The sequence below is a fragment of the Klebsiella sp. PK01 genome (genome assembly GCF_057624675.1).
In genome coordinates, this window is sequence record NZ_JBYEZM010000005.1 from 407,141 (window position 1) to 429,754 (window position 22,614).

18 protein-coding genes are annotated in these 22,614 nt (G+C 57.2%); 8 read left to right on the plus strand and 10 right to left on the minus strand.

Annotated elements, in window-relative coordinates; genetic code table 11:
- The first annotated feature begins 162 nt into the window (after window positions 1-162).
- From glpE to AC22LX_RS18210, 3 genes are read left to right on the plus strand one after another with little or no spacing between them, the layout of a single operon-like run.
- Window positions 163-492 carry a thiosulfate sulfurtransferase GlpE gene (gene glpE / locus AC22LX_RS18200; protein ID WP_015369349.1) on the plus strand — a complete coding sequence of 110 codons (330 nt, stop codon included), beginning with the start codon at window positions 163-165 and terminating at the stop codon, window positions 490-492.
- A 52-nt stretch (window positions 493-544) separates the two neighbouring features.
- Window positions 545-1,375, plus strand: coding sequence for a rhomboid family intramembrane serine protease GlpG (gene glpG, locus AC22LX_RS18205; RefSeq protein WP_015703685.1), 831 nt, complete (start codon window positions 545-547; stop codon window positions 1,373-1,375).
- Window positions 1,376-1,394: 19 nt separating this feature from the next.
- Window positions 1,395-2,153 (plus strand): DeoR/GlpR family transcriptional regulator, encoded by a 759-nt coding sequence (locus tag AC22LX_RS18210; protein ID WP_015369351.1) that lies wholly within the window; start codon window positions 1,395-1,397, stop codon window positions 2,151-2,153.
- A gap of 6 nt (window positions 2,154-2,159) precedes the next feature.
- Here AC22LX_RS18210 and malT read toward each other — a convergent pair whose 3' ends face one another.
- Window positions 2,160-4,865, minus strand: coding sequence for an HTH-type transcriptional regulator MalT (malT, locus tag AC22LX_RS18215; RefSeq protein WP_045394833.1), 2,706 nt, complete (start codon window positions 4,863-4,865; stop codon window positions 2,160-2,162).
- A 621-nt stretch (window positions 4,866-5,486) separates the two neighbouring features.
- Between malT and malP the strand changes: the two genes are divergently transcribed.
- Entirely contained in the window at window positions 5,487-7,877 is a 2,391-nt protein-coding gene (malP, locus tag AC22LX_RS18220; protein ID WP_045394834.1) for a maltodextrin phosphorylase, read from the plus strand.
- A gap of 10 nt (window positions 7,878-7,887) precedes the next feature.
- Entirely contained in the window at window positions 7,888-9,963 is a 2,076-nt protein-coding gene (gene malQ, locus AC22LX_RS18225) for a 4-alpha-glucanotransferase (protein ID WP_487334128.1), read from the plus strand.
- Window positions 9,964-10,407: 444 nt separating this feature from the next.
- On the opposite strand, the gene gntT is transcribed toward malQ, so the two are convergent.
- The 3 genes from gntT to gntX all read right to left on the minus strand — a co-directional run bounded on the left by gntT (window position 10,408) and on the right by gntX (window position 13,376).
- Window positions 10,408-11,724, minus strand: a complete 1,317-nt coding sequence (gntT, locus tag AC22LX_RS18230; RefSeq protein WP_015369355.1) for a gluconate transporter — start codon at window positions 11,722-11,724, stop codon at window positions 10,408-10,410.
- Between the two features lie 343 nt (window positions 11,725-12,067).
- Window positions 12,068-12,643, minus strand: coding sequence for a Fe-S biogenesis protein NfuA (nfuA, locus tag AC22LX_RS18235; protein ID WP_015369356.1), 576 nt, complete (start codon window positions 12,641-12,643; stop codon window positions 12,068-12,070).
- A 58-nt stretch (window positions 12,644-12,701) separates the two neighbouring features.
- On the minus strand, window positions 12,702-13,376 hold the full coding sequence (gene gntX / locus AC22LX_RS18240; RefSeq protein ID WP_047050240.1) for a DNA utilization protein GntX: 675 nt from the start codon (window positions 13,374-13,376) through the stop codon (window positions 12,702-12,704).
- Window positions 13,377-13,413: 37 nt separating this feature from the next.
- On the opposite strand from gntX, the gene bioH reads away from it, so the two are divergent.
- Both bioH and AC22LX_RS18250 read left to right on the plus strand, forming a co-directional pair.
- A complete protein-coding gene (gene bioH / locus AC22LX_RS18245; RefSeq protein ID WP_020077784.1) occupies window positions 13,414-14,196 on the plus strand; it encodes a pimeloyl-ACP methyl ester esterase BioH in 783 nt (260 codons plus the stop codon).
- A 112-nt stretch (window positions 14,197-14,308) separates the two neighbouring features.
- Entirely contained in the window at window positions 14,309-14,578 is a 270-nt protein-coding gene (locus AC22LX_RS18250; RefSeq protein ID WP_015369359.1) for a YdgH/BhsA/McbA-like domain containing protein, read from the plus strand.
- Between the two features lie 86 nt (window positions 14,579-14,664).
- Here AC22LX_RS18250 and feoC read toward each other — a convergent pair whose 3' ends face one another.
- The 6 genes from feoC to AC22LX_RS18280 all read right to left on the minus strand — a co-directional run bounded on the left by feoC (window position 14,665) and on the right by AC22LX_RS18280 (window position 21,626).
- Window positions 14,665-14,901 (minus strand): [Fe-S]-dependent transcriptional repressor FeoC, encoded by a 237-nt coding sequence (gene feoC, locus AC22LX_RS18255; RefSeq protein WP_045394837.1) that lies wholly within the window; start codon window positions 14,899-14,901, stop codon window positions 14,665-14,667.
- 12 nt (window positions 14,902-14,913) lie between these two features.
- Window positions 14,914-17,232, minus strand: a complete 2,319-nt coding sequence (gene feoB, locus AC22LX_RS18260; protein WP_045394838.1) for a Fe(2+) transporter permease subunit FeoB — start codon at window positions 17,230-17,232, stop codon at window positions 14,914-14,916.
- A gap of 29 nt (window positions 17,233-17,261) precedes the next feature.
- Entirely contained in the window at window positions 17,262-17,489 is a 228-nt protein-coding gene (gene feoA / locus AC22LX_RS18265; protein ID WP_015703677.1) for a ferrous iron transporter A, read from the minus strand.
- A gap of 388 nt (window positions 17,490-17,877) precedes the next feature.
- Entirely contained in the window at window positions 17,878-20,208 is a 2,331-nt protein-coding gene (locus tag AC22LX_RS18270) for a Tex family protein (protein ID WP_015703676.1), read from the minus strand.
- Window positions 20,209-20,308: 100 nt separating this feature from the next.
- Window positions 20,309-20,782 (minus strand): transcription elongation factor GreB, encoded by a 474-nt coding sequence (greB, locus tag AC22LX_RS18275; protein ID WP_015703675.1) that lies wholly within the window; start codon window positions 20,780-20,782, stop codon window positions 20,309-20,311.
- An 85-nt stretch (window positions 20,783-20,867) separates the two neighbouring features.
- Window positions 20,868-21,626 carry a FadR/GntR family transcriptional regulator gene (locus AC22LX_RS18280; protein ID WP_045394839.1) on the minus strand — a complete coding sequence of 253 codons (759 nt, stop codon included), beginning with the start codon at window positions 21,624-21,626 and terminating at the stop codon, window positions 20,868-20,870.
- A 234-nt stretch (window positions 21,627-21,860) separates the two neighbouring features.
- On the opposite strand from AC22LX_RS18280, the gene AC22LX_RS18285 reads away from it, so the two are divergent.
- The gene (locus AC22LX_RS18285; protein ID WP_015703673.1) at window positions 21,861-22,601 is read left to right on the plus strand and encodes an SDR family oxidoreductase; all 741 of its coding nucleotides are present in this window, start codon (window positions 21,861-21,863) and stop codon (window positions 22,599-22,601) included.
- Window positions 22,602-22,614 lie beyond the last annotated feature (13 nt).

A 22,614-nucleotide genomic window follows, 5' to 3' on the forward strand; every position in this document is an offset into this window, starting at 1 on the left:
ATCGCTCACTATAGCAAACAAACGCGCTTTTGGTAACATCAAAAAAACATTTCAGAGTGATGCATGTAACATATTGGCGTTTATTTACCGCCTGACGGTACACTAGCGGGTAAAATCAGGGTCGGTCACCGCCCGTCATGAAGTGCAATAGAGAAGAGAATCATGGAACAATTTGAATGTATCAATGTAGAAGAAGCGCATCAGAAACTGCATCAGCAGAAGGCGGTGCTGGTCGATATCCGTGACCCGCAAAGCTATGCCATGGGGCACACGCCGGGCGCGTTTCATCTGACCAACGATACCCTGGGCGCTTTTATGCGCGATAACGATTTTGAGACGCCGGTGATGGTGATGTGCTACCACGGCAACAGCAGTAAAGGCGCCGCGCAGTATCTGCTGCAGCAGGGCTTCGAGAACGTCTACAGCGTCGATGGCGGTTTTGACGCCTGGCATCGTCATTTCCCGGCGGAAGTCGCGCACGGCTCGCTATAAGCGCGGTACGGTATATACTAGCCCCCTTTGTGTGGAATAAGCGATCCGCTGTATGTTAATGATTACCTCTTTTGCCAACCCGCGCGTGGCCCAGGCGTTTGTCGACTATATGGCGACGCAGGGGGTCATCCTGACTATCCAACAGCACACGCAGAGCGATGTCTGGCTGGCAGATGAAAGCCAGGCCGCGCGGGTGCAGGCCGAGCTGGCCCGTTTTCTCGAAAACCCGGCCGACCCGCGCTATCTCGCCGCCAGCTGGCAATCGGGGCATACCAATAGCGGATTGCATTATCAACGCTTCCCGTTTTTAGCTACCCTGCGTAACAACGCCGGGCCGTTTACGTGGGCGATTTTGCTGGCCTGTATCCTGGTCTTCATACTGCAAAACGTTCTGGGCGATCAGACGATGATGATCTGGCTTGCCTGGCCTTACGATCCTTCGCTGAAATTCGAAGCCTGGCGCTATCTTACCCACGCTTTCATGCACTTCTCGCTGATGCATATTCTGTTTAACCTGCTATGGTGGTGGTACCTCGGCGGTGCGGTGGAGAAGCGCATCGGTAGCGGTAAGCTGGTGGTGATTACCATTATCAGCGCTCTGCTGAGCGGATTCGTCCAGCATCAGGTTAGCGGCCCGTGGTTCGGCGGTTTGTCGGGGGTAGTCTATGCATTAATGGGCTATGTCTGGCTGCGCGGCGAGCGCGACCCGCAGAGCGGTATTTATCTGCAGCGTGGTCTGATCCTCTTCTCTTTAGTGTGGTTAGTGGCAGGATGGTTTGATGTTTTCGGCATGTCGATCGCCAATGGCGCGCACGTGGCGGGCCTGGCAGTCGGGCTGGCGATGGCGTTTGTCGATACGCTAAATGTGCGAAAACGAACGTAGAGATTCCCAGGGATATTTCATGAAACAAACACAACGTCATGACGCGATTATCGAGCTGGTAAAAAAACAGGGATACGTCAGTACCGAAGAACTGGTGGAGCAGTTTGCCGTCAGCCCGCAGACTATTCGTCGCGACCTGAATGATTTAGCGGAACAAAAAATGATCCTGCGCCACCACGGCGGCGCGGCGATGCCTTCCAGCTCGGTCAACACCTCGTGGCACGACAGGAAAGCGACCCAGACGGCGGAAAAAGAGCGTATCGCGCGGAAAGTGGCGAGCGAAATCCCCGACGGCGCAACCCTGTTTATCGATATCGGCACAACGCCGGAAGCGGTGGCCCACGCGTTGCTCGACCATAATGACCTGCGGATTGTGACCAACAATCTCAACGTCGCAAATACGCTGATGGTGAAAGATGATTTTCGCATTATCCTTGCCGGCGGCGAGCTACGCAGCCGCGACGGCGGGATCATCGGCGAAGCGACGCTCGATTTTATCTCCCAGTTCCGCCTCGACTTCGGCATTCTCGGTATTAGCGGTATTGATAGCGACGGTTCGCTGCTGGAGTTTGATTACCATGAAGTGCGCACCAAGCGGGCGATTATCGAAAACTCGCGCCACGTGATGCTGGTGGTGGATCACTCGAAGTTTGGGCGTAATGCGATGGTGAACATGGGCAGCATTAGTATGGTCGATGCGGTTTATACCGATATCATGCCGCCCGCAGGCGTGCTGAAGGTGATTAAAGACAACAACCTGCAGCTGGAGCTTTGCTAAACGGCGTTATACGCCGTATCCCATCATTTTGAGCAACCGCTGGGCATGCTGAACGGCATCCTGGCGGTGCGCGACGCCCAGTTTCTGATACAGATTGCGAATATGCGTTTTAATCGTGGTGGCCGCGACATCGAGTTCGCCGGCGATCTGCTCGTTGCTGTAACCGGAATAGATTAACCCTAACACCTGCCACTCGCGCTGGGTCAGCGGGCTGGTGCGGATAAGCTCCGGCACTTCCGGGTGGTTTAACAGCCGTTCGACGAAGCTCTCGTCAAAGTGGGCGAATTTATGCCGATGATGCTGGTTAATATCGCGCAGGATGCGCTGCGCGCGGTGCTGCTCAAGCTCCGGCAGCGTATTCAGTTGAATCAGCTGGCGCAGCTGCTGGGCCATGGCTTCCCCTTCAATCACGAAGTGGTTAATAAAGCCGGTGCGGTTAGCGAGGGTTAAGGCTTCCATTAACACTTTTTGCGCCTCACCCTTGCGATCCGCCTGCCAGTACAGCTGGTTCAACAGCAGCAGGTTACGGTTGATATCGCTCATCAGCCGCAGCGAGCGGGCGTTTTCATTTAACTCTTCCAGCACCATTTCGGCGGAATCAAAATCACCGAGCAGGATCTGCGCGCGGGCAATGTTGCGCCACTGGCTTTGCAGGAAGTGGTTATTGGCGAATTCAGGTTTCGGCGTCTGGCGCAGCCAGTTGGCCGCTGCGGTTTTATCGCCGGTCATCTGCCAGTAGATCACCCGTACTTTGTCGGCGTTGGAAACCCAGTCGCTGTGATAGTGGCCGTTGCCCAGCAGATTCTCCAGTCGGTTTAATAAGCTGCGGGCGTTATCGAGATCGCCGCGCGCCAGCGAGCACTGCACCATCAGCGCCAGGCACTGCAGCTGCTGTTGCGGCTGGTAGTTTGCCAGCACCGCGATGCCGCTGCGGGCGCTCTCTTCTGCTTCATCAAGACGCGCCCATGCCCACAGCAGCTGCGCGCGGATGCGCAACAGGAACTCATGCATCGGCAGCTGTTCAAGATGCTGATCGCGGATAAGCTGGAAAGCTTTATCCTGAATCTCCCATGCCGCCTGCAGGAAGCCCTGAGCAAACAGAATCTCGCTCTGCTGGATCATGCTCCACAGGGCGTAGTGCCAGACGTCATGACGGCGAGCCATCTGTTCTGTTTGCTGCATCACCGCCAGCGATTTACTCAGGTGGCCTTTGCAGTGCAGCACTTCGCCGTGGACGGAAGTGGCAACGATACGGCTGTAATAGCTCGCCAGCGGCAGTTCATCCAGCGCCACCATTGCCAGACGTTCGGCTTCGTCCTGATCGCCGGCGTTGATAGCGACCTGCGCGCGCAGGGCGTTGAAATCGCCGTGCATCGCGGTATCCATTTCGACATCCATCTCCTGCTCGGCGCGTGCCAGCAGGGTATTCACTTCGCTATAGCGATGCTGGCTCTGCATCAGCCAGGCCTGCAGCAGGATCAGCCGCGGGTTTTCCAGCAGGTTCGACCACGGCAGCGCCGCCAGCGATTGTTCCAGCAGACCCAGCTCGCTGTGGTTGAACATGCCCCAGGCGTGGTTGAGCAAAATATCGCGCAGCATGGCGGCATCGCCAGCGGCAAGCGCATGATGGATGGCTTCGGTGGGGAATCCCTGCGCCATCCACGCTTCGGCGGCGGCGCGGTGAATTTCCGGTAGCTCGGTGGCCATTTCCCACTGACAGCGCTGGCGCAGGAAGTTGCCGAATAGCGGGTGATAGCGGAACCACTCGCCGGAGTCATCCATTCGGTGCAGGAACAGCCCCTGACGTTCGATCTCTTCCAGCTGCATCTGGCCGTTCTCTTCGCCGGTGACGCGGACGATAAGCGCGTCATTCATCGAGCGCAGCAGCGAGCTTTTTAACAAGAAGCTGCGGGTACGGGCATCGACGTTATCCAGCACTTCATCGACCAGATAGTCGGAAAGGTGGCTGGCGTTAATCCCGGCGAGACGACGGGCGGAGTGCTGGGCTGAGGTGTTTTTCTGCCGGGCGGAGAGGGCGATGAGCTGCAGGGCGGTGGCCCAGCCGGCGACGTCATCGCACAGGCGACTGCTGTCATCGGCTTCAATGGGGGAGGCGAGGCGGCAGTCAAAGAACTGTTTCGCCTCCTGATGAGTAAAAGCCAGCTGTTGGCTGCCGATTTCCAGTAACTGCTCGCGCACCCGCAGATTGGCGATCCCCAACTGCGGCAGGTTGCGCGACAGCACTACCAGCGTCATGGTCTCTGGCTGATGGCGCAAGAAGAAGCGCATGGCGTCGTGGATCACCGGATTGGTAATCAGGTGATAATCATCAATGACCAGGTACAGCGGACGCTGCCAGTCGGCAAGCTCAATAAACAGTTGCGCAAACAGCGACGGCAGGCTGGCGTACTGGCGCTTTTGCACCATGGCTTCGCTGGCGGCGCAGTGGCCGCCTGTCGCCTGTTGAATCGCCGCAATCAGATAGCTGGCGAAGCGCTCTTGTTGATTGTCGCCCTCATCCAGCGAAAACCAGCCAAGGTCATGCTTACCCGAAGCCCACTGCGAAACGAGCGTGGTTTTGCCGTAACCTGCCGGGCTGGTCACCAACGCGAGACGATAATTGTTCGCGCCGGAAAGTTTCGCCAGCAACCGTTCGCGAACCACAGTGTGTTCAAGACGGGATGGACGACTTAATTTTGACGGAATCAACATAGTTCACTTTTTCGCTGTGCAAGAAAGGGATGGGGATTTTTTTTGCGCTTCGTAATTAATGACTCCTAAGGTCGGCGATAATGAAAGTTATTGCAAGTTATGTCCAAAATTGATGCTCTTGAATTTGCTCTCGGTCACAATTTCTCGCTTCGGTTTTTAATTAGCTTTAAACCGGTACCAGAACGCGTCATGCCTCGGTTTACGACGATTTCGTCCGGGACGAAATTACTTTACCCGGCATTTTTTGTAGTTGATTGTTTTTATTAAATTATCGTCAGTGGATTCTTAGGGTTAATCTATTTCACGTATTTTTGTCATGGCATCTTTTTATTCTGTCAGTTGTTTGTTTTTTATTTCACGATAATGGTACGAGCGAATTTTGCCTGGCGATATGAATTGCGCTGTAACAAATTTGCCGTTCGTCGCGCTGGCGAAATTATTGTTCTACACGCGCAATAAGGCGGCGAATTCCCGACGACGAGCTAACGTTAAAGTGGCCGCGATCACAATTTTCGCTCATCCCCGCTACTCCTCCCTGTCTAATCCCCCTCGGGAGGAGGCAGCGGCATCAGGAGGTCGGCACACTAAGGCTAACGTTTTAGTAAAGGACCAGGATTTCTTATGTCACAGACTTCTTTTAACCAGGCTCAGTTTCAGGCTGCACTGACGCGTCAGTGGCAGCGTTTCGGTTTATCGTCAGCCGCAGAGATGACTCAACGCCAGTGGTGGCGCGCGGTCAGCGGCGCGCTGGCGGAGCTTTTGGCGGCGCAACCGGCGGCGGAAGCCGTTAAAGGACAGCGCCACGTTAACTACATTTCGATGGAGTTCCTGATCGGTCGCCTGACCGGTAATAACCTGCTCAACCTGGGCTGGTATGAAGGAGTGAGCGAGACGCTGAAGGCGTATGACATTCAGCTGACCGACCTGCTGGAAGAAGAGACCGATCCGGCGCTGGGCAACGGCGGCCTGGGCCGTCTGGCGGCCTGCTTCCTGGATTCTATGGCCACCGTTGGCCAGTCGGCGACCGGTTACGGCCTGAACTACCAATACGGTCTGTTCCGTCAATCCTTCGCTGACGGCCAGCAGATGGAAGCGCCGGATGACTGGGGACGCGGCAGCTATCCGTGGTTCCGCCACAACGAAGCGCTGGATGTGCAGGTGGGCATCGGCGGTAAAGTCAGCAAAAGCGGCGAATGGCAACCGGCTTTCGTGATTACCGGCGAAGCCTGGGATTTACCGGTGCTTGGCTATCGCAATAACGTCGCGCAACCGCTGCGCCTGTGGCAGGCGAAACATGCCCATCCGTTCAACCTGACCAAATTCAACGACGGCGATTTCCTGCGCGCGGAGCAACAGGGTATCGACGCCGAAAAATTGACCAAGGTGCTGTATCCGAATGACAACCACCTGGCGGGGAAAAAACTGCGCCTGATGCAGCAGTACTTCCAGTGCGCCTGCTCGGTGGCGGACATTCTGCGTCGCCACCATCTGGCTGGCCGCAAGCTGCATCAGCTGGCGGATTATGAAGTGATCCAGTTGAACGACACCCACCCGACCATCGCCATCCCGGAACTGCTGCGCGTGCTGATTGATGAGCACCAGATGAGCTGGGACGATGCGTGGGCCATCACCAGCAAAACCTTCGCTTACACCAACCATACCCTGATGCCGGAAGCGCTGGAGTGCTGGGATGAGAAGCTGGTGAAGGCGCTGCTGCCGCGTCATATGCAGATAATCAAAGAGATTAACGACAGATTTAAACTGCTGGTGGAGAAAACCTGGCCGGGCGATAAGCAGGTGTGGGCGAAGCTGGCGGTGGTCCATGATAAACAGGTTCGCATGGCCAACATGTGCGTGGTGAGCGGCTTTGCGGTCAACGGCGTCGCGGCGCTGCACTCCGATCTGGTGGTGAAGGATCTGTTCCCGGAATATCACCAGCTGTGGCCGAACAAATTCCATAACGTGACCAACGGCATTACGCCGCGTCGCTGGATTAAACAGTGTAATCCGGCGCTCGCTGCCCTGCTCGATAAGACGCTGAAGAAAGAGTGGGCCAACGATCTCGACCAGCTGATCAAGCTGGAGAAGTACGCCGACGATGCCAAATTCCGTCAGGTTTATCGCGACATTAAGCAGGCGAATAAAGTGCGTCTCGCTGAGTTCGTGAAGCGGCGTACCGGTATCGACATCAACCCGCAGGCGATTTTCGATATCCAGATTAAGCGTCTGCACGAGTACAAACGCCAGCACCTCAACCTGCTGAATATTCTGGCGCAGTATAAAGAGATCCGCGAAAACCCGCAGGCCGACCGCGTACCGCGCGTCTTCCTGTTTGGCGCCAAAGCCGCGCCGGGCTACTACCTGGCGAAGAATATTATTCTGGCGATCAACAAGGTGGCCGAGGCGATCAACAACGATCCGCTGGTGGGCGATAAGCTAAAAGTGGTCTTCCTGCCGGATTACTGCGTATCGGCGGCGGAAATGCTGATCCCGGCGGCGGACGTCTCCGAGCAGATTTCTACGGCGGGTAAAGAGGCCTCCGGTACCGGCAACATGAAGCTGGCGCTGAATGGCGCGCTGACCGTCGGCACCCTTGACGGCGCCAACGTTGAAATCGCCGAGCAGGTTGGCGAGGACAATATCTTTATCTTCGGCCATACCGTGGAAGAAGTTAAGGCGCTGAAAGCGAAAGGCTACGATCCGCTCAAATGGCGCAAAAAAGACAAACTGCTGGACGCGGTGCTGAAAGAGCTGGAGAGCGGAAAATATAGCGGCGGCGACAAACACGCCTTTGATCAGATGCTGCATAGCCTGCTGCAAGGCGGCGATCCGTACCTGGTGCTGGCTGACTTTAGCGCTTACGTCGCGGCGCAGAAGCAGGTGGATGAACTGTATCGCGACCAGGAAGCCTGGACCCGTGCGGCGATCCTCAACACCGCGCGCTGCGGCATGTTCAGCTCCGACCGTTCTATCCGTGATTATCAGCAACGTATCTGGCAGGCAAAACGCTAAGGACAGGCCTATGGAGAATAAACGCCTTGATAACGCCGCGCTGGCGGCGGGGATCAGCCCCAGCTATATCAACGCGCACGGGCAGCCGCAGTCGATCGCGGCGGCCACCAAACAACGTTTGCTGGATGCTATGCATCGTACGTCTACTGCCGCGAAAGCGGCGGTAGAACCGCTGCCCAGCGTCAAGGTTTTTACCCACGGTAAAAAAATGCAGCTGTCGGTCGCGGGAAGCGGCGCGTTTCATTGGCTGCTGACGACCGAAGATGGTAAGCAGTATCAGGGCGAGACGCGCGGCGGCGAAGCGCTCACCCTGCCTGGGCGATTGCCGACGGGCTATCACACCCTGACCCTCACGCGGGACGGCGAACGCTGGCACTGCCGGGCGATCGTCGCCCCGGCGCGTTGCTACGAACCGCAGGCGCTCAAAGAGGGCAAAAAGCTTTGGGGCGCCTGCGTCCAGCTCTACACCCTGCGTTCTGAGAATAACTGGGGCATCGGTGACTTCGGCGATCTACGCGCCATGCTGCCGGAAATCGCCCGTCGCGGCGGCGCGTTTATCGGTCTCAACCCGATTCACGCGCTCTATCCGGCGAACCCGGAGAGCGCCAGTCCGTACAGTCCGTCATCGCGCCGCTGGCTCAACGTTATCTATATCGACGTCAACGTGGTGGAAGATTTCCAGCGTAGCCCTGCCGCGCAGGCATGGTGGCAGCTTGCGGAAACCCAGCAGGCCTTGCAGGCCGCGCGGCAGACCGCTGATGTCGACTATACCGCTGTCACCGCGCTGAAGCTGACCGCGCTGCGTCTGGCGTGGGCCGAGTTTTCTACGCGTGAAGATGAGCAGATGGCGGAGTTCCGTCAGTTCGTGCTGCGCGAGGGCGAAAGTCTCTACTGGCAGGCGGCGTTTGATGCGCTGCATGCCTGGCAAAGCCGTCAGGATCCGATGCGCTGGGGCTGGCCGGCATGGCCGGAAGCGTATCAAAGTACGAGCAGCCCGCAGGTGAAAACCTTCTGTACTGAGCATGCCGATGAGGTGAGTTTCTATCTATGGCTGCAGTGGCTGGCTTATACGCAGTTCGCCGCCTGCTGGCACACCAGTCAGCAGGACGGGATGCCGATTGGCCTGTATCGCGATCTGGCGGTCGGCGTCGCCGAAGGCGGATCGGAGACGTGGTGCGATCGCGAGCTGTATTGCCTGAAGGCTTCCGTCGGCGCGCCGCCGGACATCCTCGGCCCGCTGGGACAAAACTGGGGCCTGCCGCCGATGGATCCGCACGTGATGGTCGCCCGCGCCTACGAGCCGTTTATCGAACTGCTGCGGGCGAATATGCAAAACTGCGGCGCATTACGTATTGACCACGTGATGTCGGTGCTGCGTTTGTGGTGGATACCGTATGGCGAAACCGCCGACCACGGCGCCTATGTGCAGTATCCCGTGGATGACCTGCTGGCGATCCTGGCGCTGGAGAGCCAGCGGCACCGCTGCATGGTGATCGGCGAAGACCTCGGTACCGTACCGGTCGAAATCGTCGGCAAGCTGCGCAAAAGCGGGGTCTACTCGTACAAAGTGCTCTACTTCGAGAATGGCCCTGATAAAACGTTCCGCGCGCCGAAGGCTTATCCGCAACAGTCGATGGCGGTCGCGACGACCCACGATCTACCGACGCTGCGCGGTTATTGGGAGAGCGGCGATTTGACGCTTGGGAAGACGCTGGGCCTGTATCCGGATGAAGTGGTGCTGCGCGGCTTATATGCCGATCGCGAACAAGCGAAGCAGGGGTTGCTGGATGCGCTGCATCGGCACGGCTGTTTGCCGAAGCGCGCCGGGCATAAAGCCTCGCTGATGGCGATGACCTCAACGCTCAATCGCGGGATGCAGCGCTATATCGCCGACAGCAACAGCGCCCTGCTTGGGCTGCAGCCGGAAGATTGGCTGGAGATGGCTTCACCGGTCAACATCCCGGGCACCAGTACCGAGTATCCCAACTGGCGGCGTAAGCTTACCGTGACGCTCGAGCAGATGTTTGCCGATGCGCAGGTGAATAAGCTGATTAAAGACCTGGATAAGCGCCGCAAGGCCCGCTAATCCAGAGAGAATTCCCCGGTGGCGCTGCGCTTACCGGGGCTACTGGTAGATACTGTTATCGGTTTGCAACGGTTTTGGTCGGGGAAAACATGTGCTTTGTGTTAATTCCGGGCACATTGCGCTCCCGATATTTCTTCTGCGTTATGTCTCTCATGGCGCAGGGAGCGCGCAGCGGGCGACCAGTCGCCACCGCCCCCTGTACCCCCGGCCTTCCGGGAACGTCTCATCGATTTTGAGGCCGCCAACACCGGTAGTTTCAGCCAGCATGGTGAATAAATTAAATGCAGGCCGCGCGGACCGTAGGTCGGGTAAGCGCAGCGCCACCCGACAAAAACGGCACCGCGGGTAGCCCGGATAAGGCGTTAGCCGCTATCCGGGAAACGAATAATAAAAAGGCCGGGGCGTACGATGCGCACCCGGCCTTTTTTTTTCAGGGAGGGAGGGTTACACCACCATCCCCAGCAGCAGACAACCAACCAGGCCGCACACGGAAATGATGGTTTCCAGTACCGACCAGGACTTGATGGTCTCGCCAATGGTCAGGTTGAAATACTCTTTGAACAGCCAGAAACCTGGGTCGTTCACGTGCGAGAAGATGACGCTACCGGAACCCACGGCGATAACCATCAGCTCCGGGCTGACGCCGGTGGTGGCAATCAGCGGCGCGGCGATACCACCCGCGGTGATAGCGGCAACGGTAGCTGAACCCAGCGCAATACGCAGCACCGCAGCAATAGACCACGCCATAAACAGCGGTGACATATTGGATTCGTGCATGATAGAGGCGATGTACTTATCCATGCCGCTATCCACCAGCACCTGCTTAAAGGCGCCACCGCCGCCGATGATCAACAGCATCATGGCAATGATTTTGATAGAGGAGGTCAGCGTATCGTTGATCTGCTCCATGGAGCGGCCGCGGTTCAGGCCGAAAGTGAACAGCGCGATCAGCACCGCAATCAGGGTCGCCATCACCGGGTCGCCGAAGAACTCGGCAACGGGCAGGAAGGCGTGGCCCTTCGGCAGAACCATCTCGGCGACGGCGCGCATCGCCATCAGGATCACCGGTACCAGAGAGGTCCAGACGCTGACGCCAAAGCCCGGCATCTCTTCTTCGGTGAAGGTTTTTGGGTTGTGCAGGCCTTCCGGGATCGGCTTATCAATACCTTTCAGGAAACGGGCGAAAACCGGACCGGCGAGAATAACCGTCGGGATAGCCAGAATCGTACCGTAGAGCAGCGTTTTGCCCATATCGGCGTGGAAAATTGTCGCGATAGCGGTCGGGCCAGGGTGCGGCGGCAGGAAACCGTGGGTGACGGAGAGCGCCGCGGCCATCGGTACGCCAACGTACAGCAGCGGGATACGCGCGGAGGCGGCGATGGTAAAGACCAGCGGCAGCATCAGCACGAAACCGACTTCATAGAACAGGGCGAAACCGACGGTGAAACCGGTCAGTACAACGGCCCATTGAATATGTTTTTTACCGAATTTATCAATCAGGGTGGTGGCGATACGCTGCGCGCCGCCGCAGTCCGCCAGCATTTTACCGAGCATGGCGCCGAAGCCCATGATCAGCGCGAGGCTGCCGAGCGTGCCCCCGACGCCGTTTTTGATGGATACGATGACTTTATCCAGAGGCATACCCTGCATTAATCCGACGGCGAGCGCCACCAGAACCAGAGCGATGAAGCCGTTCATTTTGAAACGGATCATCAGCAACAATAACAGGGCAACCCCGATAGCTACGATGACTAATGGCATGATTTACCTGGCCTTAACTTGTTATGGGTAACGTTAAAGTCTGAACATCTACAGTATCCGTTCCGCAGAGGAACAAGGATGTCTGGCACCGTAAAGCTGGCTTATACCTGACCCAGAGAAAGGATAGCTGGCTATTTTTTTGTCGGTGGTGCTTGTCGTGGATGATACGGGTAACATGTGAGCTTTGAGAATGCCCTGAACGGGGTAAATTTTAAATATGAGACTTAAGTCATACTCTCTGCCGGGTTTTTGACGTGTCGACTAGTCAGAAATGTTGCGCGGTAACATGCTGGAGGGGAAATTCACCCGGCAAATGGTTGTTGCCGGGCGAGAAGGCGAAAGCTTAGTAGTAGGAGTGCTCGCCGCGCTGGTGTTCGGTCAGGTCGCGCACGCCTTTCAGCTCCGGGAATTCGTTCAGCAGTTGCTTTTCGATCCCTTCTTTCAGGGTCACGTCGACCATTGAGCAGCCGTTGCAACCGCCGCCGAACTGCAGGATAGCCAGCCCGTCTTCGGTGATTTCCATCAGCGAAACGCGGCCGCCGTGGCCTGCCAGCTGTGGGTTGATCTGCGACTGCAGCAGATACTCGACGCGCTCCATCAGCGGGGCATCGTCGGAAACCTTACGCATTTTGGCGTTCGGCGCTTTCAGCGTCAGCTGGGAACCGAGCTGGTCAGTGACGAAGTCGATTTCAGCATCTTCCAGATAAGGGGCGCTGAGTTCATCAACATACGCGGTCAGCTGTTCAAATTTCAGCGCCGTGTCGGTGTCTTCCACCGCATCCGGTGGGCAGTAGGATACGCCGCACTCAGCGTTTGGGGTGCCGGGATTAATCACAAATACGCGAATTTGCGTCCCTTCTTCCTGATTTGCCAGCAGTTTGGCAAAGTGCGCTTGTGCAGCATCGGAAATACGGATCATAGCGTTGGCCTAATAGTTGACTATTTTACTGGGTTATAATACGCCCATCAGCGGGGGTCTACAAGGTACGGCACACACACCATACCTGAACCGTCGCGGCGCCGTTTCGCAAAAGCAGGCGGGAAATCTCGGCGACGGTGCTTCCGGTTGTGACGACATCATCCACAATGGCGATATGGTGGCCCCGAACGGATAATTCAACCTGGAAAGCATTTTTCAGGTTCTGCTTACGTAATCTGGCGCTTAACTGATGCTGTGTTGCGGTACGCCGGATTCGCGTCAGCGCATCACCGCGCCAGGCGCAGTCCATCCACCGCGCCAGCGGGCGGCATAGGGCCTCGCTTTGGTTAAATCCCCGATGCCAGTGGCGGCGCTGCCAGAGAGGCACGCTGATAATCCGGTCTACCGGCGGCAGCGCGCGGTAAAGGCGCAGGCGTAAAAGAAGCAGTCGCGCCAGCGCGGGTCCCAACTCCGGATGAGAGGCAAACTTGAACTGATGTACCAGTCCGCTTAGCGGCGGGGCATAGCTATTCACCGTCACCAGCCGCTGCCAGGGCGGCGGTTTTTGCAGGCAGCGTCCACAGGGCAAGGCGGGCGCCAATGCCGGTAAACCGCACTGTGGACAGAGCGATGGCGTGGCGAGCAGCGAGGCGGTGCAGCGCGAGCACATCCCCCAGTGAGCGATGGCCAGCGGCATTTGGCATAGCCAGCATAAGCTGTGTGCTGTTAGCATAATTCCCCTCATAGTGATGGAAAGAGAACAGTAACTGATGAATGACATCTGGTGGCAAACCACGGGCGAAGGAAATTGTCATCTTGTGCTGCTGCACGGCTGGGGGCTGAATGCCAACGTATGGGATTGCATTACGCCGGAACTGGCTACGCATTTTACCCTTCACCTGGTGGATCTACCGGGCTATGGCCGCAGCGGTGGTTTTGGCGCCTTAACGCTTGAAGAGATGGCGCAGCAGGTCGTTGAAAAAGCGCCGGAGCAGGCTATCTGGCTTGGCTGGAGCCTGGGCGGGTTGGTAGCGAGCCTGGTGGCGCTGCAGCACCCGCAACGCGTGCAGGCGCTGGTGACCGTCGCTTCTTCGCCGTGTTTTGGCGCGCGCGACCAGTGGCCGGGGATTAAACCGGAAGTGCTGAGCGGCTTCCAGCAACAGCTGAGTGAAGATTTCCAGCGTACCGTCGAGCGTTTTCTCGCCCTGCAAACCATGGGCACCGAAAGCGCGCGCCAGGACGCCCGGGCGCTGAAAAGCACCGTTCTGTCTCTGCCGATGCCGCCTGCCGAGGTGCTCAATGGCGGGCTGGAAATCCTCAAAACCACCGATTTGCGTCAACCGCTCGCCGCGCTGACCATGCCGTTTTTGCGCCTCTATGGCCGACTGGATGGGCTGGTGCCGCGTAAAATCGTTCCTCTGTTGGATGAGCTGTGGCCGCAAAGTGAGTCTGTTGTCTTCGAAAAGGCGGCCCATGCGCCGTTTATTTCGCATCCCCAGCCATTCTGTGAGCCTCTCATCGCGCTGAAAAACCGGCTGAATAATTATTTTTAGCGCCGCGTGGTAAATCATCAGGATCGGGCAATACTTAGGTTGTTGCGGTGGTTGATTATTTCGTTTTTGCCGCCGCAAACTAAAAATAACAACCTTATGGAGAGTAAAGGCTATGAAACTTGTTACAGGTATTGTTGCATCTCTGGTGATAGGCTCCCTCTCTTTTGGCGCGTTCGCGGCGAAAGAGATTCAAAAAGATGAAGTCGCGAAGATGAATCTGACCAAGGTCGGTAGCATCACGACTTCCCGTACCACGTCGCCGATGGACGCGAAGCGCGATCTGTCGAAGAAAGCGGATGAGTTGGGTGGTAAGTACTTCGTAGTGATTGCCGGCGAGAAGAACGAGAAGACGGTTCACGCGAACGCCGACGTGTATAAGTAAGCCTAATTTTCCCTGCCAGCGCTGCGCCTGGCAGGGCTTCAGGTAGCCCGGATAAGGCGCTACGCGCCGCCAGCCGGGATGTCTATTCAGCGCAAAGACCACCATTCCCGCAGGCAGGCTTTCCCTTCCGGGCAGCTTTTACAGCTGCCGGAAAGGCAGCCATCGGCATCTTCGGTCATCTTGACCGCTTTCCCCATCGCTTCCAGGCGGCTTAACATGGCGTCGATCAGCGGCCGCGGCGTATGCAGGCGGGCACTCAGCTGTGCAGCTTCCATTCGCCCTTGCAGGGCCAGCATATCGCGGACTTCTATTAACGATGCCATGATGAGAACTCCTTAGTGGCAGTCGCCGGCCGGACTCTGGCAGCAGGACGTCGGGGTTTTACGCGTCGCCAGCAGGGAAACATCCACCCGGCTACGCGCCCGACGCAACAGGCCAAAGACCACGACGTTAAACAGAATTACCGCCAGAATGCATACCAGGCTGTAGCGCGGGTGTTGGCTAAAGCTCACGGTCTGGTAGTACAGCGTCGACAGCGAGTAGGCGATATTCAATCCCCACAACACCGAGAACATCATCCAACCGCGGCTGGACTCACGGGCAATCGCCCCCATCACGGAAATGCATGGAATATAGAGCAGGACGAAGATCAGGTAGCTGTACGCGGCGGCGGCGCTGCCGAATTTACTGCCCATCACCCCCATGGCGCCGGTTTCCATTTCGCCATCGCCTTTGCTTGCTTCAATCGGGTTCGCCAGCACGCTCAGGCTAAAGGTGTCTTTCAGCCCCTGCCAGGTTTCATCGACGGCAGCTAACAGCTCGTCGCCAAGGCTAAACTCCTGTGGGTTAAACTCTTCATTCTGGATATCTTCCGCGGTGTAGAGGGTGTTCAACGTACCGACCACCACTTCTTTCGCCATCGCGCCGGTAAACAGGCCGACGGTTGCCTGCCAGTTATCTTCGTGCACGCCAATGGGCTTAAACACCGGGGTAATCACCCGACTGACCGAAGCCAGCGCCGAGTCGTTGATGTTATCGACCACTTTGCCGCTAAGCGAGAAGCTGTTCAGTGCGCTGAGGAAAATACTGACGATCACAATGACCTTACCGGCGCGCAGGACGAAGCCTTTCAGGCGCTGCCAGGTCTGGATAACCAGGCTCTTGATGTGCGGTACGTGATACACCGGCAGCTCCATCACGAACGGCGAGGCTTCGCCGCGCATAATGGTGTATTTGAGCATCAGGCCGGTAAGAATCGCCATCACGATGCCCAGTACGTACAGTGAGAAGACCGCCAGCGCGCCGTTCTGCCCGAAGAAGGCGGCGGCGAAGACCGCAAAAATCGCCAGTCGGGCGCCGCAGGACATAAACGGCGCCATCATGATGGTCATCAGCCGTTCACGCGGCGCATCCAGCGTACGGGCGCCCATAACGGAAGGCACGTTACAGCCGAAACCAACGATCAGCGGCACGAAGGATTTCCCCGGCAAACCTAACGCCTGCATCAGGCGGTCCATCACGAAGGCCGCGCGCGCCATATACCCGGAGTCCTCAAGGAAGGAGAGGAACAGGTACATCATGCCGATTTGCGGCACCAGCGGCAGCACGGTATTGATACCGCCGCCCAGCCCTTGCGCGAGGAACACGGTCAGCCAGTCCGGGAAGTGCAGGGTGTAGCCCAGCCACTGGATGCCGTGAATGAAGATAGCCACCGAACCGGCGTCGAAAATCGGCTGCAGGGCGCCGCCGATGTTGATAGCCAGCAGGAACATCAGGTACATCACGAACAGGAAGATCGGTAAGCCGAGGAAGCGGTTAAGGATAATTTTATCCATCGCCGTGGTGAAGCGGCTCGGCTCGGCGGTCAGGGTGTTACTGACGGCATCGCATACCGCGGCAATGCTTTGATAGCGGGCATCGGCGATATACAGCGCCGGATCGTCCATCTCGCCGCTCAGGTTGGCCAGCGCCAGATCGAGTTTGTCGGCGGCGTTGCCGGCGAAGGCGCGGCTATAAATATCGCCTTCCAGCATCTGCAGCCCCAGCCAGCGGCGTTGACGCAGCGGCATATCATCAGGCATCGCCTGCGCCAGCATATCGGCTTCGCGCTGCAGGGATTGCGGATAGTGCACCAGTTCCAGCGGCTGATTGTGTTCATGGCGGTCAAGCGCCATTTTCAGCGCTTCGATGCCGCGGCCGCGGGTGGAGACCAGCGGGATAACCGGGCAGCCGAGACGGGCCGCCAGCGCGTCGACGTCGATGCGGATTTGCTGTTTTTCGGCAATATCGAGCATGTTTAACGCGACGACGCAGGGAATACCCAGCTCCAGCAGCTGCAGGGTCAGATAGAGGTTACGTTCCAGGTTCGAGGCGTCGATGACGTTAATCAGCAGATCGGCATCGCCGCTAAGAATATAGTGACAGGCAATCTGTTCATCGAGCGACGTTTGCGAGGAGATGGTGGTCAGCGAATAGGTGCCCGGTAGGTCGACCAGGGTGACCTGGTGGTCGGTAGTGGCGAAGGCGCCTTCTTTGCGCTCAACGGTGACCCCCGCCCAGTTCCCCACCCGCTGGCGCGCGCCGGTTAGCTGATTGAATAACGTTGTTTTGCCGGAATTAGGATTACCAATTAAACCAACGGTTAATTTTTTCATTTTTCAGACTCTTAGTGCCGGGTCAGGTGTTATTGCGCAACCGCTTCCAGTTCAATTAACGCGAGGTCTTTTTTACGTAATACCAGGCTCACCCGCCGGGTCTCAATATGAATAGGATCGCCCAACGGCGCCACGCGCACGACATGAAACGAAGAGCCGGGCAACATTCCCAGGGAGAGCAGTTTCTGCCGATAAGCCGGGCTAATATCGCGGGAAAAACCGGTGATTTTCCACGCACTATCAGGAGTGAATTGCATAGGGCCTACTTGTTATCGCTAACCGAAAAGAGAATTTCCAGGCGCGGCTATAAAAGCGGCGCTGGGGACTATAGCCAACGAAGAAGAATAAAACTTAACTGATAACGATGATAATGAGAATGGTTTGTATCATCAATACATGACATGGATAATAAATGCGGTTTTCCGGGGAATTTGCTTATTTTTTGATATGACGCAAGAACGTTGCTGTAGCTAAAAATAAGGGAAAAATTAATTTATTCACTTAATGTTTAATAAAGGTTTCATTGGTTAACAGAATGAAACTTTATAAAGTTCGAACTTATTGAAAGGTTACTGGAATATATTAATCGAGGTTCAGGCATTAAAAAGCGGAAAATTGCCCCTCGTATTGAGGGGCAGGGAAAGATTAGCGTTTTTTGCCCATCGCGGCGGCCAGCGCATCCATCATCGCGCTGTTGCCGGCTGGCTGAGCATCGCGACCGCGCGGCTTCGCTGCTTTTGCCGCCGGGCGGTTACCCTGCGGGCGATCGTTGCCGCCGCCGCGGCGCGCGTTGCTGTCGCCCGGCTGTTCATCGAGTCGCATCGTTAACGCGATGCGTTTACGCGGCAGGTCGACTTCCATCACCTTCACTTTGACGATATCGCCCGCTTTGACCACGGTATGCGGGTCTTCAACGAACTTATTCGACAGCGAAGAGATATGGACCAGGCCATCCTGGTGCACGCCGATATCGACGAAGGCGCCAAAGTTGGTGACGTTGGTGACCGCGCCTTCCAGAATCATCCCCGGCAGCAGGTCGTTCATCGTCTCAACGCCGTCGGCGAACTGGGCGGTTTTAAACTCAGGGCGCGGATCGCGGCCCGGTTTTTCCAGCTCTTTGATGATATCGGATACCGTCGGCACGCCGAACTTATCATCGGTAAAATCAGAGGCTTTCAGGTTGCGCAGCTCGCTGCTGTTGCCCATCAGATCTTTCAGCGCCTGCTGGGTAGCGGCCAGAATACGCTCGACCACCGGGTAGGCTTCCGGGTGAACGGTTGAGGCGTCCAGCGGGTTGTCGCCGTGGTTAATGCGCAGGAAGCCGGCGCACTGTTCAAAGGCTTTTGGCCCCAGACGGCTAACCTTCAGCAACTGCTGGCGGTTATGGAACTGGCCGTTCTCGTCGCGCCAGGCGACGATATTCTGCGCCATCATGCGGGTCAGGCCGGCGACGCGGGTCAACAGCGCTACCGAGGCGGTGTTAAGGTCAACGCCGACGGCGTTAACGCAGTCTTCCACCACCGCATCCAGCTTACGCGCCAGCTGCGTCTGACTAACGTCATGCTGATACTGACCGACGCCGATTGATTTCGGATCGATTTTCACCAGCTCGGCCAGCGGATCCTGCAGACGGCGGGCGATAGAGACCGCGCCGCGTAGGGAAACGTCGAGGTCCGGGAACTCCTGCGCCGCCAGTTCGGAAGCCGAGTAGACCGACGCGCCGGCTTCGCTGACGATCACCTTCTGGGCGGTCACTTTCGGGAACTGCTTTTGCACGTCGAGGAAGAAACGCTCGGTCTCGCGGGAAGCGGTACCGTTGCCGATAGCCACCAGCTCAACGTTATGTTTCTCGCACAGCGCCGCCACGACGACGGCGGCTTTAGCCGCCTGTCCGGTATGCGGGTAGATGGTATCGGTGGCCACCAGTTTGCCGGTGCCATCGACTACCGCCACTTTGACGCCGGTACGCAGGCCCGGATCGAGGCCCATGGTGGCGCGCAGGCCGGCAGGCGCGGCCATCAGCAGGTCATGGAGGTTACGGGCGAATACGTTAATCGCTTCGTCTTCCGCGCGTTCGCGCACGGTGCCCATTAATTCGGTTTCGAGGTGCATCAGCACCTTGATGCGCCAGGTCCAACTGACGACGCCTTTGCGCCAGCTGTCCGCCGGGGCGTTGTTCAGGCGCAGGCCGAGATGATCGATAATGATCTGCTCGCAGTGGCTCTCTTTCGGCGGCTCGTCAAACTGCGGGTCGGCGTTGAGCGACAGCTGCAGCACGCCCTCATTGCGCCCGCGGAACATCGCCAGCGCGCGGTGCGACGGCACGGAAGCGATCGGTTCATGGTGGTCGAAGTAATCGCGGAATTTAGCGCCTTCTTCTTCCTTGCCGCTGACGACGCTGGCCACCAGATGGGCGTTTTTCCACAGATAATCACGTACTTTCGCCAGCAGGGCGGCGTCTTCCGCGAAGCGTTCCATCAGGATATAGCGCGCGCCGTCGAGAGCGGCTTTGCTATCCGCCACGCCTTTATCGGCATCGATATAGTTTGCCGCTTCGGTTTCCGGATCGTGGGAGGGCTCATTCCACAGCAGATCGGCCAGCGGTTCGAGACCGGCTTCAATGGCGATTTGCCCGCGGGTGCGGCGTTTGGGTTTGTACGGCAGGTAGAGATCTTCGAGCTCGGTTTTGCTGAGGGTGGCGTTGATGGCTTTTTCCAGCGCTTCGCTGAGCTTGCCCTGTTCGCCGATCGATTTGAGGATCGCCTGGCGGCGGTCTTCCAGTTCGCGCAGATACCCGAGGCGAGTTTCCAGATTACGCAGCTGCGTGTCATCCAGACCGCCGGTGACTTCCTTACGATAACGTGCAATAAACGGCACGGTGTTCCCTTCATCAAGCAGGCGAACGGCAGCTTCTACCTGTTCGGCTCTGGCCTGAAGTTCACCCGCAATAATGCGGCAGAGCGAATCATTCATCATCGGTTTTATTCATCATTAGGGTCAAAAATCAGGGGATAGTTATACGGGCTGCCAGGCTAAAATGCCAGCCGCGACCGGGTTCTCTCGGAATGTTCCGGCGCTATTTCACGTATTCAATTTCATTGACGTACCAGCTGGCTTCGCCCGCCGGGGTGTTAACGATAGCCAGGTCGCCCACCTCTTTCTTCAGTAAAGCGCGCGCCATTGGCGAATCGATAGAGATATAGTCTTTGCGGCCGAAGATTTCATCGTAGCCGACAATGCGAAAGCGCTTGGTATCACCATCGTCGTTCTCGATTTCCACCCACGCGCCGAAGAACACTTTGCCTTCCTGCTGCGGGGAATAATCGACGATTTTTAGATTTTCCAGACACTTGGTGAGATAACGCACCCGGCGGTCGATTTCGCGCAGGCGCTTTTTATTGTACTGATAATCGGCGTTTTCGCTGCGGTCGCCAAGACTCGCCGCCCAGGTCACTTTCTTGGTGACTTCCGGGCGCTCTGTACGCCACAAGTAATCCATCTCTTGCTTCAGTTTTTCATACCCTTCACGGGTGATCAGCGGCGTTTTCATCTGTGGTTCATCCAAAATAATCTCGTCCCGCCGTACCTTAACCAGCCGTTTCGGCAAGGTAAAGCGCCAGGCGCAGAAATCGCGGCTACTGGCTGCGGGTAAAAATGGTAATCACCTGATCAATATGATTTTTCATTGCTTTTTTTGCCGCACGTACGTCGTGGGCCTCAATGGCTTCAAGGATCGCGCGATGCTCCTGTTCCGAGCGATGTGGCATATCGTCCGGGGTGTAATGGCGCTGCAGCATGCGGAACATACTGCCGTAGCGGTGGCCGAGCAGGTGGCCGATGATAAACGCGTACGCCGGGTTGCCGCTGGCCTGAGCGATACGGATATGGAACAGGCGGTCGCCGGGATGGGTGGTTGAACCGGCACGGTTATCGCGACAGTTCTGTTCAAAGGCCTCGCGGATAGCGACCAGCTCCTCGGGGCTGGCATGGCGCGCCGCCAGCGCGGCGGTTTCCGGTTCGATTAACAGGCGCGCCTGCAGCAGGGAAAAGGGCGGAAGTTCGGCGTTAAAATCGAGGTCTATGTTGAGTTCGTCGTCGATCTCCGTCCACTGGTCGCGACCGGCCTGCGCCATCACCGGTTCTTTGGTGGCGGCGAGCGGCGTCTGCGATTTGACGATTACCCCGTTGCCGACGCGCACGTCCACCAGGCCAATCACCTCCAGCGCAATCAGCGCTTCGCGTACCGATGCGCGGCTGACGTTCAACTGCTGGGCTAAATCTCGCTCAGACGGGAGACGACTGCCGGGTGGAAATTCGTTGTTCTCAATTAATCGCTTGAGTTGGTCTGCTATCTGTCTGTAAATCCTTGGGTTTTCCAGTCTGGTAATCGGCATGTTTCACCTTTGCTCATGCGATAGACAGTGATAAAGCGCACAAATATTGGCCAGCACACTTGAGTGTTTGTTAGTCGAGTGTAATTAATTGGTTAACCAATGTGCCGTTTGTGGCCGTTTTTGCAACATCTAAGCTTCACGATAGCGGGTTATGCCTGACTTGTCATGCGAAAGGTCAGGCCTTTGACTACCACCAATGGCCTGACCATTAGTCCTTTAGACCAGGGGAGAGAAATGGAACTAACCGGAAAACGCGTTCTGATTACCGCCGCAGGGCAGGGGATTGGCAATAGCTGCGCGCGGCTATTTGCCGCCGCTGGCGCGGAAGTGATTGCCAGCGATATCAACATTGCCGGATTGAGCGATATCCCCGGCGTGCAGCCGCTGCAGCTGGATGTCACTCGCGCCGACGCTATTGCCGCCGCCGCGGAAACGCTGGGCCCGCTGGATGTCTTGTTCAACTGTGCCGGGGTGGTGCATAGCGGCAGCATTCTTGAATGTAGCGAGCGGGAGTGGCAGTTCGCTCTCGATCTGAATGTCACCGCCATGTTCCACACGATTCGCGCCTTTTTGCCGGCGATGATCGCCCGCGGCGGCGGCTCGATTATCAACATGTCATCGGTGGCTTCCAGCGTGAAAGGGGTACCAAACCGCTTCGCCTACAGCGCCAGTAAAGCGGCGGTCATTGGCCTGACCCGCTCGGTGGCGGCGGATTTCGTCACCCAGGGCATTCGTTGTAATGCGATTTGTCCGGGCACCGTCGATTCACCTTCGCTGCGCGGACGTATTGCCGAGCAGGCGCGTGAACAAGGGTTGAGCGAAGAGGCGGTTTATGAGGCGTTTGTCGCCCGCCAGCCTATTGGCCGCATCGGCAAGCCGGAAGAGATCGCCCAGCTGGCGCTGTATCTGGCTTCCGACGCCAGCGCCTACACCACCGGTACGGTACAGATTATTGACGGCGGCTGGAGCAACTAACCGCACGGCGCTT